This is a genomic window from uncultured Legionella sp. (assembly GCF_937871865.1).
Taxonomy (GTDB): domain Bacteria; phylum Pseudomonadota; class Gammaproteobacteria; order Legionellales; family Legionellaceae; genus Legionella.
This window is the reverse complement of sequence record NZ_CALMPD010000156.1, coordinates 1-17,443: the sequence shown is the minus strand read 5'-3', so window position 1 is coordinate 17,443 and position 17,443 is coordinate 1. Positions and strand designations below refer to the sequence as shown.

Sequence of the window (17,443 nt, the reverse complement as noted above, 5' to 3'; positions counted from 1 at the left end):
CAGATTTGCGATAATGAATTAATAGCCTTACTAATACTTCCATAGTTGGTAAGATTTCCATAAATTTCGTGCATCCTGAGAACCGTTCTCCTTAGCTTTTCCTATCCAATATTTTGCTTTGGCCAAATCCCGCTTTACTCCTTTCCCATCAGCATACATCAAACCAAGGTTTATTTGAGCCAATTCCAGATTTTGCTCGGCGGCTTTTGTATACCAGTAAATTGCTTTATCAATGTTGCGTTTAATGCCTTCGCCATTCATATACATCACGGCCAGGTTATTCTGAGCTAAAGGCTGTCCTTGATCTGCCGCTCTTTGATACCATAAAACCGCTTGCTTGCTGTCTTTTTTAACCCCAAGGCCATGCATGTACATTACGGCCAGATTGTGTTCCCCCAAAGGCAATCCCTGTTCCGCCGCCTTTTTATACCAGCCCACAGCCTCTTTGTTATTAACAGGAATCCCTTGTCCTTTCATATACATGAGACCCAGATTATTCTGAGCCTCAGAATAGCCTTGTTCGGCTGCTTTTCTAAACCATAAAAGTGCTTTCTGATAGTCGTTAAACTCCCCCTCGCTGGAATAAATAATTCCTAAATTATTCTGTGCCATTACAAAGCCTTGCTCCGCAGCCTTGGAATACCAGGATACAGCCAACTCCATATTTTTAGGAACACCTTGTCCATGCTCATACATAAAAGCCAGATTATTTTGTGATTTCATATTTCCTTGAGCTGCTGCTTTCTCAAACCAATAAAGAGCTTGCTTGCTGTCTTTAATGGAGTCATCGCCATTCATATACAACACACCCAAGTTAGTTTGCGCTAAAGCAGAGCCTTGTTGTGCCGCTTTGGAATACCAGCTGATTGCCTTATGCACATCTTTACTAACCCCATCCCCTCGCTCATAAATCACACCCAGATTATTTTGGGCGTCTTGATCTCCTTGTTGTGCTGCTTTTTCATACCAAAAGACCGCTTGTTCCATGTCCTTTTTAATGACCACCCCCTTCATATAAAGCACCGCTAAGTTATACTGACCATCTACCCCTCCTTGTTCCGCTGCTTTTTTGTACCAAAGAAAGGCCTGCGGAAGATCCTTAGGAACTCCAGTGCCGTTTTCATACATTATTCCTAGATTATTTTGACTTAAAGCCGAACCTTGATTTGCTGCTTTTTTTAACCAGTTTAATGCCAATTTACTGTCCTTTGGCACCCCAAGACCTTTTAGATAGAGTAAACCCAGATTATTTTGTGCCTCAGCATTTCCTTTCTCAGCAGCAAGCTGATACCAATAAGCCGCTTTTTTGAAGTCTTGTGCGACTCCATCACCTTTTTCATAATTAATGCCTAATTCTAATTGAGATTTGGCATCACCTTGCTCTGCTTTATCCTGAGTATTTAATCGTTCTTGAGTGCTTCGATGAGTATCAAAATCTAATGCCAAAGCAGGAGAATTGATAAAACACAAACATAGAGCTGTAACAAGAAATCGTTTCATAATAGCTCCCTTCTGTATTGATCAATTATAGCACAGGGAGCCTGTGAGTTTTATTCGATAGAATATGAAGTAGGCTCAGATATAAGCCAATAGAGTATCCGTCATAAAAAGAGTGTATGGCTAGTGCCATATGTTCTTGCCAGCTCCTTTCTTTCTTCTGTTCTTAATGCAATTAAAGTCTTAATTCCCTCATAATCTTCATTTGCCTTTGCAAATAAGAAGCCGCCCAGCCCCCTTGGATCGCACAACCCAATCGACATTTCACAAAATCCTCTGGCTAATGCATAATCATATCCCAATCCTGATTTTTCTGTAAAAGGCAGAAGGGGCTTCGATTTCGAAATCTTCAGAGCTAAATCGCGCTCCTCGTAAAGAGTATGATTATTCAGTGGAAATAATAGAGTTTTCTCTAAATTCCAAATATCCAGCTTGATACACGATAATCGTTTATTCTTATTTTCTTTGATATTATCCTTGTTTTGCTCAGCTGTTTTTTTCACTGGAGTCCATGTACTGTTTGGGAAATCAAGCGCTTTAAAAGGATGTGATGAATTCGAGAAAAGAATATTTCTATATCCGAACTGGTCTCGATTTTCATCCCATACGATATTATTATCTATTCCCAAATACGCCACTTGATATCCTGTTCCATTAAAAAGAATTATAGGGGAGTAATCATGTGCTTTCATAATTGGCCGAAGCTTTGCCTCAAATTCATTTAACACCGCTTGATCGGCTTCAATATTTTCGAATTTGAATTTGAGTGGCTCAACAGTCATTAATAGAATATCGTTATAAATCAAATCATGTGGGCTGCAATAGCACATATCTTTCAAGAGATGTCTTGGAAGGCAAAATCTTTGTTGTAAACCAAGTGATAACCAACTTTTTTTCAAGTCCCGAAAGTCAGAATTATCAAGCTCTTCATTACGGTATCCCCGACGGTGCGTAAGATAATATTTTTTACCCAAATCAATAAAATGATCATATGCGTTATAAAGAGGCATCATATCAGGTACATCCTCAACAGAATGCACTGCGAGGATAAATCGATCCTTATATTCAGGAAAACGATTACATACGCTTTCAAAATATTTCCATGCCAGCGTATCGAGTTGTGTAAGAGCATAGTTCAATGGACTTGATGAAATGACTACTCCATCCTGAGTGCGTATCTGCGTTTCAATAAACATAAGTATTGGATGATTATCGATAATCGAGGCTAATTGCCTGTAATCCGCTTCAACCGTAGCATACAATGCATTTTGGATATTTATATCCGCCATGTTTTGCATAATTAACCCGCGAGGGAGCGCTGAAAAAACTGAATCCCCCCTATTCCTTATTGCCAACAATAATTTTATTTGTTCTTCAGAGAGCATATTTTATATTCTTTGTTTAAAACCAGGAATATATCAAAGTGCTTCTCGTATTACACCTGCAGCACAAGCGAAAAGCATAGAAACCCATGCCAATCTTTGGCTTATACCAGTAGGCCATTATATAAGTATTTAGCCTTTTACCCTCATCTTAGACAAGGATTCAAATAGCTATCAATATCGATGTCATCATCATATTGATCTAAGGTAGGAGATGCTCCGCAATGAACGTGCTGCGTATTTGAGGCCCAAAGATTAGCCCCTTCAAATGGAATAAATCTATTATCCAGATCTGTGGTGGACTCAAATGGTGTAAAAATCGTAGCTAAATTATCAGTTACTCTAAAAGGTATCGATTCGTTACTCCAAGTATCTGCTAATCCCAAGGACAAAGATTCCTCAGCCCAAGTATCAGTTAATTCATATGAGTTAAAATTGAACAACCAGGGATCTTGTATAGGAAGTGGGTACAATTCAATATCTAAATCATCATCCAACACACGCGTGGCTCTCATCAATTGTTCTCTGTGATTAGTGATAACAACGTCGATTTCATGTTTTAACTTATCAATAGCAGCAATTGCTGAATCCTGATTTAATCGTCGCTCCAAACCAATACTGTATTTGGAAAAATCAGAGCAGAACGTACTTACAGTCGACTCTATGTACTCGTTAACATAATCTTTATCGTCGAAACTATTATAATCCCAAATGAGATTATTAAGGATGCTCTTGACAGTAGATGCATATTGCTCGATTGATTGAATGCAAGAAGCGCTATCAAAACGAAAAAAAGACCGGCTCCCTAGCATTTTTTTAATTTGTGTATCAGCAGGAACCACTGAAGAATTCCACATAGCAGTATAACGCGCTTCAAGTACTGAATATTTAAATATCATAATCAACAACCATGGAAAAATAAGGGGCTTATTGTATAAAAAAATTATTAAGGAAGTATTAAAATAGAGGCTAGAACAGCGAAACAACGTTGTACGGGACAAAAAGTCATTTTGTTATATCCGCGAAGCTGGGAATCCATTATCAAATGAGCATTGAGCCACATTCCATCGGAATCCCAACCTAAGCAACTAACTCTTAATCACATCTCATCAAAAGACAAAAACATGCAGATCGGAGCCCCTGGCCCGACAACAAAGCCATTCAATTAGCGTAAATATAAAGCTGAGAGCAGATGTCGGGTCAGGGGCCAACCTACGAACTCATCCTAATATCACATGACGCAGTGCTCTGCCCCTTCCTGATGAGATATGCTCAAGAGGAGGTTGACACAACCAACAAATCATTGCTTACTCACCAATGCGTTATGATTTCAATGCAACAGCCGACTCCAAGTCATAATCAAGTTGCTTAGCGTACTGCGCCGCATCCGATGATTTGATCTCAAAAAAGCCGTGATGTGTACCCAATGAAAATCCATAAGTTAATGCATTTATCAGGCTTTTTGCCATATTTGCCAAATAATCCCCCCATCCCAAGTCTCGCTGAAGAGCAGGAATCGCAGCATTTATCAATAAATTAGAGTCATGAACAGGATTTGCAAAGGTAGCTTGAGTTAATTTCTGTAAATCAGTCAATAACGTCAGAGCTACCGTTTTAGACTGGGGCTTATGCGCTCCAATAGCATCTATCTTTTTCTTAAACTGACTCAGAATAACTTCAACGTTCTGTTGTTTTCTATAAAATTTAAGCTCTGATATAGTCGGAATATTAACTAATTCAATTCCAGAGGGATCTTTAATTTGTTCAACTGAACCAGGTTTATGGTGAATAGTTCTGTCTGCAGTAATGTTTTTAAATAAATCATCCGCCAACTCATCTTCAGAGCCGGATTCATCTTGCTGACTTGATAAACAGTCCAAATCGTCAGATGAATCCAATGCTTGGCCAAAAGTAAGATCATATTTTCGAAAATCCAGGGCGCTGTACATAGAATCAACAAATTTCTGAATCATTTTTAAATTAAATACAGTGTGCAGCAGCATCAGATCTGACTTCTGAGCCAATTGTTCCTCAACTGTTGTTGGATTTTGAGCAATAAATTTCCCGCCTATGGTACGATCACTACCAGCGTTTAAAACAGCACATGGAATACCTTGCCCCACCAGATCTGCCGCATAAGCCAGCATATCAGCATGTGGAACATTATTAATAAATGAATTGTAACCTTTCAACTGATCCAAATATGTTTTTTGCAAATAGCTGTTTTTCTCCTGACTCCATACCACCCAATCCACAGAGAGCTGGAATGTAAAGGCCGCATAGGCAAAAGCCTGATACATAATTCTGACAGCTTCAGGTCTTTGGGCAATGGGCACATTTTTAATATAAACTCCCATACCAAATGCGGGCATGATCAGTTTGGTATTCCCCTGATTTTTGGCTGTACCAACAATAAAATCTGCCAGTGCAATGCATGTTCTGGTATAAGCCAGTGTATTCAGGTTGCCATTATCAAGATATGTGCGCTCATCTGCAGGCGAGGTGCCCATTAAGTTAGGGCCGCAAGCTGAAATAACATTGAAAGAGACAGTATTTTTTCCTGGCAAATAAAAATCTATAGGACCATAAACCAATCGATGCTTTGTGAACGCCCTATAAATAGCTTTTTCCCCTTCAGGGGCCAATAGAATCTGATCTGGACTGTAATGATATTTTTTATGAGGGAGTTGCTCGTGAGGGTAATAACCAATTTTCAGGCTGTCATCAATATGCTCCATAGGAACATCAAGAAATTCATCTAAAAAGAAGATCTTCTGTTGTTCCTCTAAAACTTTTATTCTCAACACTCGTTCTTTATATGCAATGTACTGGAAGTTATTTCTAAAAAAATCATCAAGTTTGTTCTGCTGAAATAAGGCGTTAATTTCTAAACGGTTTGTTATGTAAAAATGAATAAAATCCATCTGATTTTCATAAGCAGAACGTGTAGAAACAGTTCCATTCTGTAATAGAATGGCCCCCAAAATATTCTTATACTGGAAACGAGTCAACCCAAATCCCTGATTTGCTTTATTTTGATCGCCAGCACCTATTCGCGCTTTATCCATTGCATTCAAATGGCTAAAATTTGCTTTAATAAAAGTAAGAACTTCTGCTGCTTTCTGAGACTCACCGAGACCAAACTCAAACCACTCCATACTTGCTCCAGTTCGAACATGATGCGTGCGTAAAAAATCTAATGCCTCTTTCATTTGCATGGTTTAGTGCCTCATTGGTGTCAGTAAGTGGTTATTAAATATTAGAAAACCTGAATGGCGTATTTAATAGGACCATTATTGTATCAACGCTGAACATACCATGCAAATTTTAAATAATGTGCCAACAGAGTAAATAGTATGTTTGCTGGTGTAATTTGAGCTTTATGTTTCATTTTCACACTAATCTCTACTCCTCACGTCATTTGTATTCCAGGCAATGGCTAAAGTAGAGTAAACTGGTAATATTTAGAAAATTGAATTAAAATCAACCACCCCATATTCATTGTTATACTTATTGAATGAACTGATTTCCCAACTCATTGTCGTAATGGAATATTACTGGTTGGTTTCAAGTCAACGACATAACAAATATTCCGGATAGTTAACTATGAACATCAGGCAAATCCAATGCGCAAACTAAACCATCGCCTACTCAGCATATTTATATTGATAACGGCTTGTCTTGGCACAGAAGCTGCGGAAACATTAAAAATAACAGAGTCCAAGTGTATTAAACTCCCTGATGGGGCATTCTGGATAGATAATTATAGAAGTAATAATCATGGCGTAATATCGCTTGAACCAGCTCATTGGAGAGCTACGTCAGCCTCCCCAAAATTGGCCAGGATCAAACCAAATCAGATCAATCGTAAAGGCCTGGACAACCTATCAATGTCCGGCAGCGCAAACCCAACGTTAACAAACATGCATTGGCTGAAAAAAAATTATGGCGCAACTCATTCTGTTTATATTATAGATCTTCGTCAAGAGACTCATTTGTTTATTAATGGTTCACCTGTCAGTATATTTTATAAAAAAGATGAAATTAATTGGGGCAAGACACTGACTGATATAAATCAATTCGAACACTACTGGGTGAACAATTTACTATACCAAAACACAATCAAACTCAATAAACTGGGGCGCCCTGTCTTGGGGCTTAAGATCCCGACAAAACCACAAGCAACGACAATCCAGGAAGTATATACAGAAGCTGAAGCAGCTAAAATGGCCGGTATAGGGTATTTTAGAATCGACGTACCTGATTATCACCCCCCAGCTCCGGAACAAGTTGATCTGTTTGTGCAATTTGTAAAAAAAGCTCCGGCTCATTCCTGGTTTCATTTTCACTGTGCCGCCGGAAAAGGCAGAACAACGACCTTTATGGTTATGCGTGATATATTGGCCAATGGCACACAGGTAGAGTTGATAGACATAGTGACACGCCAGGCACTTTTAGGGGGGATAGATTTATTTGCCTCATCCAAATCGCTATCTGCCCAACCTTGGAAAAAAGAATTTCATGAGGCTCGCGTCGATTTCATTAAATTATTCTATACCTACATCCACAATGGAATAGAGGCTAAACAAAGCTTTGCTCAATGGATAAAAAAACAACCTCCAGGTGCTTATAAAGCAATATTACATACCGCAGCTTATCCCCAATAACGCCTAAATGCTTTGCCGCAATTTTGTTTATCGTATAAAAACCTGTCTTTGCGAGCGCTAACGAAGCAATCCTGTACTGGATTGCCTCACTTTGTTCGCAACGACGACTTATTTACAACGAGTTAAAATTTCGTTCACAGAATCTAGATTTCATGAACCTCGTTTTAAGCAGCTGCGAATAATTTATATTAAATTTTTGGATCATCAATAAGAGTCTTTAATAAATAATCCAGGGTGTTTTTTATTTTAATTTCATTACTTTAAACGGATAAAATATGCTAAGTTTTATGTAATAGATCTAAATAATAATCCCCCGAGGGGGTCTAAAGAAATGGATAATTCATTTGTTCTTAATGAAGCTACATTAAAGCGCATACCTCAATTCTTAGTGTTATTGATAGTATTATTACTAGGTCTGCCTTATATAGGTTTGTATCTAGGGTTCGATTTCAGCACCATGGCCAACAAATTAAGCAACGGGAATGAACTAACATCCTTTATTATTGAATCACAGATTCGTAGCTACTTCAGACAAACCCTCCTGCAGTGGTCAGGATTTTCATTAGCAGCAGTGACTATTTTACTCGCATTCACTCAATACAGGCTCAGCAATGATAAAATTGCATTAATTATAGGTTTATCTGTTCTCTTTTCTGGCTCTATTGAAGCACTTCATACATTAGTTATTGATGGATTATCTCTTGAATATCAAGAAAAGAATAATCTGGATGCTTTAATTTGGACGTTTTCCAATAGCATCAGTGGCATAATAATGATTATTGGATTAGTTATGCTTCTTAGGTCTAATGATAAAAAAAGAGTCCGCTTCACTACATTTATATTATTGTCTGCCTTTCTTGTACTTGCAGCGATAACCGCAATTTATTATGTAACAACTGTTTTTAAGCTTCCAAGAATGTGGTTTGACGATTTAACCTTATCAAGGCCTTATGAACTCATATCGATAACCATTTATTTATTTTTAATTCTGTTCATTTATCCTAAAGCATATAGAGCACATCCCACTATCCTTGTTGATTCTATTTTTTATATGTCCGTTACTCAAATCGTAACGTCTATCTATTTGATGTTGTTATCGAACACTCCTTACGACAGTGCTTATTATATTGCCTATGCCCTTAAATTGATTACTTATTTCATCCCCTGCATTTGTCTGATTATAAACTATGTGTTTACATACACTGCTGTCCTGAAAGCTCAGAAAATATTAAAAATAAAACAGAAAGAATTAACCTATATTGCGTCTCACGACTCCCTGACTAATCTTTATAACCGAAGGGAGTTTGAGGATTTGCTAGGTAAATCTATTGCATCGTGTACAAGAATTAATAGCTCATTGGCTCTGTTACTCATTGATCTGGATAATTTTAAAGTAACTAATGATACTTTTGGCCATATCCACGGAGATGAACTTCTAAAGCAATTCTCTAAACGATTAATTTTATTAAGCAGAAAAGGAGATATTCTTTCTCGAGTTGGTGGAGATGAATTTACTTTAATAGCCCTTAATTTAAAATCACTTTCTTCTGCAAGAAAACTTGCAGAACGAATTTTAAATGAACTCAATAGTCCATACCCAATTAAAGGTAAATTAATCACTGTAACCGTGAGCATTGGAATTGCTGTTTTTCCTGATGACGGTACCAAATCAGAAGAGTTATTTCGGAAAGCCGACATGGCACTGTATAAAGCAAAAAGCTGCGGAAAGAATACCTATCATTATTATACAGAACAACTGAGCGACCTTCAGCATCGAGAATCTGAAATAGAAGCTCACTTAAGAAAAGCACTGCAAAATGATGAGCTTCAACTTAACTATCAGCCCAAATTCAATCTGCTTAATCAAGAAATAATCGGTGCCGAAATATTACTTCGATGGTATAGCGAGACTTTGGGACATGTCTCCCCCAATGAGTTTATTCCTGTTGCTGAAAGTACGGGACTAATTATTGATATGGGACTATGGATAATACAAAAAGCATGTGAACAAATCATGATATGGAATAATCAACACAGCAAAAACCTCTCTTTTTCTATAAATATTTCACCAATACAATTAACGAATAACCACTTTCTGAAAGTTCTCAAAAATATATTAAGCAATACTCAATTCCCCACAACGCACATAGAGTTGGAAATTACTGAAAGTCTATTAATGGGAAATAACGACGAGGTAAATAAAGTACTCAATGATATTTCAAGCCTTGGTGTCAAACTGTCCCTGGATGATTTTGGTAAAGGCTATTCCTCATTAAGCAGACTAAAGATGCTCCCCATCGATACCTTAAAAATTGATAAAGAATTCATTGCCGACATCCATAATGTGAAGGATAAAGTAACTTTAGTCGATATAATTATCAAATTAGCAAATGAATTGGGAATGAATATCATTGCCGAAGGAATTGAGTCAGTAGAACAATTAAACTATTTAGTCGCAAAAAAATGCTACATTGGCCAGGGGTTTCTTTTGAGTAAACCCTTACTTGCAGAAGAGTTCGCCGAAATCGCCTATGCAACCGTCACTGAAAATAAACTGAATTCAGAAGGACACTAACAATAGGTCACTGCTCAGTTCAGGTACTGGCGTCAACGTTAAGGGGTTTTACGTCACATACGTTCCATCAGGTCAGGAACGTCAAACGTAGCCCTGATGCAGTACAGAGAAATCCTGGATTTATACAGAAACTCGGCTATGGATCGTCATCTCGAGGAGCTGGCGACGAAGGCTTCTCCCGAGATTCAAGGAGAGCCTTCGCTATGCTCAGGATGGCGTACTGTTCTTATCAGGCGGCTATATCTGAATATTGGTGAACACGCCACGTAGTTTTAATCACGGAAATTTTCAAATTGTAATGGCAATTCAATGTCCGATTTCTTTAGAAGAGCGATAGTCTCTTGAAGATCATCTCTTTTTTTGCCGGTTACACGAATTTTATCACCTTGAATTGAGGTTTGTACTTTTGCTTTAGCGTCTTTGATGCATTTGACTATTTCTTTAGCGGCAGGTTGATCAATCCCCTGCTTAAAAGTCATGTTCAGAGAATAAAATTTACCGCTGTGAACAGGTTTGTCTTCAATATCAACCCCTGACGTACTCAGATTACGTTTGGTGCAATGAGTGCGGAATAGATCCTCCAGCTGTCTGACCTGAAAATCTGACTCAGAACGTAAAGTAACAACCAACTCTTTCAGTTCTATGGTGGCTTCTACGCCACGAAAATCAAATCGAGTAGTAACTTCTCGCACCGCATTCTCTACAGCATTACGTAATTCTACTTCATTAGTTTCAGAAACAATATCAAATGAGGGCATAGCAAATCCATAACAATCAAAGACTCTAATTTATCAAAAAAGAGCAGGCGGTGGAAGATTATATTTTTGGTCAAGAAAAGATCTATTGCATTAATAAAAAAAGAATGTTATCAAATTAATTGGTACAAAAATAATCTAGTTGTTACCAGAAATGAAACTATCCTATCATTAACAAGCAATATCCTAAGGGTTATCTGCTTTCTCAAGGAGTGAGACGTATGGGAAAGGAAAAAAGGGAGCATTTAGCATCATATAGACCAATGCCACACAAATCTCGTTTTTGGCTCCACTCAGAACACTGCTATACAGAAGAAGATTTGATGTTCCGTGAATGGATTTTAAAAATAAGGACAAATTCAGGAATACATTCAGATTATCTTGCTAATCCAAATTCATGGTTTGCAGAAGACAGTCAGGCACTTATCAATATTTATGAGCATGCCTGGATTTATTCTGATGCCTTTAAGCCTCGCGATGTTTTAACCCGTGATGATTTCCATGTTCAACCTATTGACAGCCAACGTCTGCAATGGCCAGCCTTTTACGACTTAATGCAAAATGTAGGAGATTATCTGTTACTAAGAAATCAGGAGCTTCCTCCCGAACATTTAAATCAGCCTATGAATTTTGTATTCCTTGATGTAAATAATATTTTAAAAGGACTGAGTCAGAATACCAATATTCAACAAGTACAAGAGCAGCTGGAGCGCCTGACTCAATATTTAAGAACTCTTGAAAAAAATATATCTCCATTAGTAGGCTCAGATCGTTTGTTTCTTGCAAACTTCAGAACAGCAATTGATACGAAAATTGCCCCTCAATTAACTCATTTATTTGAATCTCAATTATTAAGAGATCGGCTCGGAGAGTTATCTAAAACCATCAAAAAATTATCAACAGACCGAAACAGAATTTTACATTTTGCTCTTAGTATCAATCCAGTTAATCCTCATCCCTACGATTTTTCCATTGGGCAACTTGAGGATTCAACAGCGTATCCAACTCAGGCGGCTAAAGATTGTGGTAAACCGAACACAGAACTAATGACCACTCCTGATTCCATACCCGTGCTTCAACTAACCATGGAACAATTAAAAAAATGTCCTCATTTTGAGCTGATATCAATGGATGAAGAAATATTAGCCCACTATGCTGGAGCAATTTCTGATTTAAATGAACTGGAACGATTTCAACAGGTAGTAGCACAAATAATGGATTTGCTCGGTCAAGCAGGAGAGGTTTATACAATACACCAGTTTAAGGAACAAATGCTTATCCTCCTTCAGCAAATAGACGTCTTTGTTGGTGAATCCTCAAAACATATCAGTTCTATTCTTTCAGCAAATAATGATGCTTACCATAAAGCCATACAAGAAGAACAGAACTTGTCTTTCTGGAAAAAATTTTTCTCAAATGAGAAGAAAAAATTGAATTCTTTTATAAAAAACCAGGACACATTAGCTCAATTTCCAACCAGTAACACTGAATTGCTCAAAACCAATAAGGCATTGAAAAGTCATGTGGGAGAAGTAATAAATCATTTAAATCAGCCACGCCTAAAAGAATCGTCATTTGAGACAATATCAGGGAAAGTGCATGATTTGGACAATCTCATGGGCTCTATGCATCAATGGATTGAAATTCAGCATATTAAAAAAGGGCTTGCCCCTCCCAGTGCACCAAAATCATTAAAGAACTCCCCCGCCCCCGCGGTAGTGTCTGTAAAATCGACGTCAAATAATAAACCAGTATCTCATTATCCACCTTTATTTAATCCAACATCATCGACTCAGATAGAACCAACATGTTCAGTGAATAATACCCCCTGCTCAATAAATTCAGTCCCCTCAGCAGCCTCACAAAATACCATGCTCTATATGGGCTTAATCACGCTGGTTCCATTAGGAATAATTGCTTTAGTGCTTTTGTATACCTGGAGCATGAGTAACGATAACGAGAAAGAACACTCCAGTCCCTCAGTATACGGTACTGGACAAGAGTTTAATGAGATTAAAGAACAAGTTGATGATTTATTTACTAAAATCAAGATCTTTGAGCATACTAGCAATCACGATTTATCTGATGATTATGACCTGTATCTGGAGAAATATAATCGTTTGATACTAAAAGCGAAATCCGGAAATGCTTTTAAAATCTCCGGATTAAATAAGCTTCTGGAAAACCTTGATTACTTCTATGAGGAAATGTGTACAGAATCTGAAAATGAGAATAGCGATGAACACTCGTCTATCCCTCATATGTAACACTAGATAAAAGAGAATAAATCTATGGGTTATCAAGCAAATAAATAACCCATAGTGTGTTCTGATTTATTGCATCTTACATGCGGAAATGCTAACGCTCTCATCACTGTCATCGTCATCTGCATCGAGACTATTTGCAGAGGTCGCTGCGTCATCTGACTCAGTTGCTTTATCTATTATGGCGCGAAGAAACAATTGGCCCAGTTTTTCTGTCAAAAGTTCTTCATCTGGTGCAGACAATTTTTTTTCATTCACCGATTCATTTAACTGCTTGGCCATACTTACGAATTTATTCATAGCAGACATAATATCAGTCACAAGCTCTTGCGTCTTGATTATGGAAGCATAAGGCTTGGTCAGGAACGCCTCAATTTCTTCCATTCGCTGAAGGATTTCTTTTCCTCGAGCTACCATTTTCTTTTGTTCTCTGGACGGTTTATGATGAACGGTTCGAAGTTTATTTTGCACCCCGACTAATTCTTCTCTGAGCCCAATAAACTCCAAAATGTGTCGTTGTTGTTTTAGTGTTTCACATTTAATCTCATCAAATGAAGGCACCTCATCAAAATTCTGGATTTGATTTACAGCATTCCTTACTAACTGAAAATTAAAATTGGCGATATTTGCAAAATTTTTGCGTTGCTGAACGGGGATCTGAGGTAATAATGTCAGAATTTGCCGTTCAATTTTTAATTTATAAAATTGAATCTCAGGATCTTCTATAATTTGTCGCATCATCTCGTCACCAAGAGTATCCTCAAGCTCCTGAGATAGCGTATTATTCTCAATTGGAGTGATATGATGCTTTAATAGCTCAATTCGAGTCTGATTAGTACTAACTAATTCTCGAGCTTGTGCTTGTAGTTCAATAGAAGTACCTGATTTAGTGGCAATAACGTGAAGCACTTGATTCAGTTGTTTATAGAACATGGGATTATTAAGAGTGGCTTTCGCATTCCTATCAAGTACTGCGTGTAAAGGATGTTTTGATTTTAATAATAAAAGAGCAGCATAAGGCAATCCTGAGCTGCGATCTACATCTAACAAAGTGGCACCGTTCTTAATAAGAACACCTAATAACTCTTCCTTGCTCTTTTCCTCCGTTGTCGTCTTGAAGCAATACTCGACCATTGAAGCATACATAACATCAGCAACAGTGAATTTTTTAAAGTCAATCGGGATAATTTTATTTTTAAGCAAGAAATCCAACAAGGAACTATTATTACGATGCAGTGCCATTCCAACAATGCTCGTAGGCATTAAGGCATAGAACATTCCTAATTTAGCAGCTTCATTAAAGTCACCAGTAAACAAAGTTCGTTGTAAAAGCTTTAGCCCCATCACTTCTACTTTGCTTTTGAGCGCTTTCAATTGTTCTAAATCGTTAAAGGTAACATGATACCGATGAGTAGATTCGAGATCCCATTCAGCCTCATTTAATTCACTATATAATGAGGGGATACGAGTAGTTAATATGTCATCTTTCAGATTAACGCATGCGTCATATTTTTGAGATAATTTATCAATAAGCAGAGAAAAATTAATTTTTTCTGACGCAGCAGGCTTCGCTGCGGAATGAGGCTTTTTAAAATGAGTAACCTGATGAGCTCCATGTTTTTTTGATGAATCTTTATCAGAAACTTCAGCTTTGCCCTTACTTACGGGCTTCGGAAGAGTATTGCTTGTCCGGTTTTCAGGAACGGTCATTAATTCAATGTGTCCTAAAGTAGTCGTTAACCATTTGATTTTCTGTGTGATTGCCCGTGGCTCAGTACTGTATCGTACTAAATCCCGTAATACATCTATTTGAGTCTTAAGAGTCGCCAGATATTTTGCTTTATTTTTATACATGTCATGGGAAAGAATAAGCAATTGCCTCTCTAATTCTTCGGCTTGCTCAGTAAACATTTTAATATGTGTGTTTTGTGTTGCTCGAAGACAGCTTATAAGATCGTCAATGGCAGAATCAGCGAGTAAATCAAATGCAGCCTCATGTTCAGAACAATCTACAGGGCTAAATTCATCATCAGAAATAATTTTTGAAAATAAAGGCTTCGATACATAATTGTCCTTAACACCAAAATAGGTATGTAATCGGTATGTATCTCCTTGATGAGCAAAATATGCCGTGTAGTGATACTGACTTTTCAAATCAATTTTACCTAATGGTTTTTCATATACGCTCAGATGATGACTGATTAAACGATACTGACCAATGAAGTAATTTTTTTCTGGCGGTAATTCAAACAGGAAATATTTAGAACCCAACTTATGAGTACGCTCAATTAATTGAATATTATCTGGAAGGCCAAGTTTAGCTGTTGTTTTGATAATCTTAATCAAATTAAATAGAGCATTTTTAGACATTATTGAATCACATAGAACTTAGAGGATAAAAATTATACTTTAAGGTTTCTGAGCAATCAATACAGTTTTGATAAATTTTAAACAATATAGATTCACAAAATACAAACATGTCGAAAGGCAGTCGACGAGCTCGCCTTAATAATAAAGGAATATTTTATATTGTATGGAGAATTTTGCTGGTAATTCATCAGTAACTGATTTAAATTATTCGAGTTTTAAACCTAATAATAAACATGGAACGAGTTCTAAATCATGAAAAAAATAAGTCTGCTCTCAGTATTATCTGCATTATCCTTCAGTTCTGTTATCCATGCCGGCGGTATGGGAGACTCTAATTTTTGTTGTTCTGCTTTTATATCACTTGAAGGTGGATATAGCTGGAATGCCATTGATGGTTACAATTTTGCTCTAATTGGAACAAATGACTATATTACGTCGACAGAAAATAAGGATCAATATTCCGCACGTCTGGCAGCAGGCATGATCAACATGATGGACGATCAATTCGGAGTAACAGGTGAATTAGGATGGGGTTATTACGGTAAAACCACTCTAAATCCTACGACTCCAACTCAAGCTCTGATTCAGGGTAATCTGAACATTGCTCATACTTTAAGTGGATTTGACGCATTACTGGGAGTCGCTTACATGCAACCCTGTTACAGCTTCTCTTTCAAAGCCGGTGCATTAATCCAAAACATGCAAATACACACTACTGCTACAGATGCTTTCGCATCTGGGTTAGCCGATACTTACAGCCTAAAGGAAAATAAAACCGCAGTATTACCTGAAATAAAATTAGGTGCAGCATATAATTTCAATGAAAATTGGTCACTAACAGGTACGTTTATGGTTGCATTTGGTTCTAAAACCCAAACAACAGGGGAATTTAATATCAATACTGGAACCAGCCATTTAAGCATAAATAACCAAAATCCCTCAATCAGTTCCGCCATGCTAGGGGTTCAATACACAGTTTAACCGCTATGTGCAATAAGTGAAGCTGTTGTAGCCCGTATTAGCATCGCGCTGAGTGATCCTAGCATTTTTTTACACATTCGATTGTGTCTTTATTGTGTCGTTCCTGCGCTGGAACGGCATAATTAAGGTCAGTTTATTCAATACCATCCCCATCCTGTTGATTGTGCACAAATATGCCAGGATTCCTCAGAGCATCGCGTAATACGGAGATGCACCCGAAGCTCATTGCAGCTAAGTGAAGAATAGTACGCCATCCTGATCATAGCAAAGGCTCTCCTGAATCCCGGAGAGATCTTTCGTCGCTAACTCCTCAGGATAACGGTCTTAACTGTCAAACCACTAAGATTCGTAAAAATAGCTAAAAAGAAACTATTTTTATTTCATATTTCAGCATAAGTCATTGTTTGGCTTTAAAAATAAAGCAGATATTTATTATAATCATCTATAAATTCTTGACTATTACGATAGCTGGTTAATGCCCAGTTAATGCGTTCCAGTAATTCGGCATCATTTGGATTTATCGCGATAGCAACCTCAGATTCAACATGTATGGGTTTTCCCAGATCCACTATATGACTTGATGAATTAATATTCCAATAAGAAGCGGTGTAAGTATCAACCAAAGCAACTCCGATAACTCCTTTATTCAAAGCATCGACTAACTCATCATCCTGTGAAAATAAATTTACATTAGATTTACTCAACTTTAGTTCAGCAATATGATGAAAATAAGCTTCATCCGTGATTCCAATTTTTTGATTGTGTAATAATCCCATATCAAATTTGCCCGTTAGCAATTTCTTGGGTCCAATAACATGAACGTTGTTTATCAAATATGGAATAGAAAACTGAATATTTGCCATTCGGTTTTGAGCAATAATTAGCTGACGAACAGCCATATCCCCCAATTTCAGGAAAGTTGTCGCCTCTGAATTAAATTAATTGTGGGAGG

11 protein-coding genes are annotated in these 17,443 nt (G+C 37.4%); 4 read left to right on the top strand and 7 right to left on the bottom strand.

The features are described from left to right. Positions 1 to 30 precede the first annotated feature (30 nt). The 4 genes from Q0495_RS08745 to Q0495_RS08730 all read right to left on the bottom strand — a co-directional run bounded on the left by Q0495_RS08745 (position 31) and on the right by Q0495_RS08730 (position 6,097). A complete protein-coding gene (locus Q0495_RS08745) occupies positions 31 to 1,500 on the bottom strand; it encodes a tetratricopeptide repeat protein (protein WP_298625067.1) in 1,470 nt (489 codons plus the stop codon). Between the two features lie 101 nt (positions 1,501 to 1,601). Beyond that, positions 1,602 to 2,882, bottom strand: a complete 1,281-nt coding sequence (locus Q0495_RS08740; RefSeq protein WP_298625065.1) for a hypothetical protein — start codon at positions 2,880 to 2,882, stop codon at positions 1,602 to 1,604. Positions 2,883 to 3,025: 143 nt separating this feature from the next. Continuing rightward, positions 3,026 to 3,778, bottom strand: a complete 753-nt coding sequence (locus Q0495_RS08735) for a hypothetical protein (protein ID WP_298625063.1) — start codon at positions 3,776 to 3,778, stop codon at positions 3,026 to 3,028. A gap of 423 nt (positions 3,779 to 4,201) precedes the next feature. Further along, positions 4,202 to 6,097, bottom strand: coding sequence for a hypothetical protein (locus Q0495_RS08730; RefSeq protein WP_298625062.1), 1,896 nt, complete (start codon positions 6,095 to 6,097; stop codon positions 4,202 to 4,204). A 408-nt stretch (positions 6,098 to 6,505) separates the two neighbouring features. Between Q0495_RS08730 and Q0495_RS08725 the strand changes: the two genes are divergently transcribed. Beyond that, positions 6,506 to 7,546, top strand: coding sequence for a hypothetical protein (locus Q0495_RS08725; RefSeq protein WP_298625061.1), 1,041 nt, complete (start codon positions 6,506 to 6,508; stop codon positions 7,544 to 7,546). A 331-nt stretch (positions 7,547 to 7,877) separates the two neighbouring features. Then, complete coding sequence (locus tag Q0495_RS08720; protein WP_298625059.1) at positions 7,878 to 10,121, top strand: EAL domain-containing protein; 2,244 nt, start codon at positions 7,878 to 7,880, stop codon at positions 10,119 to 10,121. 272 nt (positions 10,122 to 10,393) lie between these two features. On the opposite strand, the gene Q0495_RS08715 is transcribed toward Q0495_RS08720, so the two are convergent. Then, positions 10,394 to 10,879: a YajQ family cyclic di-GMP-binding protein gene (locus tag Q0495_RS08715; RefSeq protein WP_298625058.1), complete on the bottom strand. Its 486-nt coding sequence runs from the start codon at positions 10,877 to 10,879 to the stop codon at positions 10,394 to 10,396. Positions 10,880 to 11,097: 218 nt separating this feature from the next. Here Q0495_RS08715 and Q0495_RS08710 point away from each other — a divergent pair, with 218 nt between their 5' ends. After that, on the top strand, positions 11,098 to 13,143 hold the full coding sequence (locus Q0495_RS08710; protein ID WP_298625057.1) for a hypothetical protein: 2,046 nt from the start codon (positions 11,098 to 11,100) through the stop codon (positions 13,141 to 13,143). Positions 13,144 to 13,209: 66 nt separating this feature from the next. Here Q0495_RS08710 and Q0495_RS08705 read toward each other — a convergent pair whose 3' ends face one another. Next, positions 13,210 to 15,510, bottom strand: coding sequence for a hypothetical protein (locus Q0495_RS08705; protein WP_298625056.1), 2,301 nt, complete (start codon positions 15,508 to 15,510; stop codon positions 13,210 to 13,212). Positions 15,511 to 15,762: 252 nt separating this feature from the next. Here Q0495_RS08705 and Q0495_RS08700 point away from each other — a divergent pair, with 252 nt between their 5' ends. Continuing rightward, positions 15,763 to 16,491 (top strand): hypothetical protein, encoded by a 729-nt coding sequence (locus tag Q0495_RS08700; RefSeq protein ID WP_298625054.1) that lies wholly within the window; start codon positions 15,763 to 15,765, stop codon positions 16,489 to 16,491. A 410-nt stretch (positions 16,492 to 16,901) separates the two neighbouring features. Here the strand turns inward: Q0495_RS08700 and Q0495_RS08695 are convergent, their stop codons facing one another. Then, complete coding sequence (locus tag Q0495_RS08695; RefSeq protein WP_298625053.1) at positions 16,902 to 17,390, bottom strand: transporter substrate-binding domain-containing protein; 489 nt, start codon at positions 17,388 to 17,390, stop codon at positions 16,902 to 16,904. Between the last annotated feature and the right edge of the window lie 53 nt (positions 17,391 to 17,443).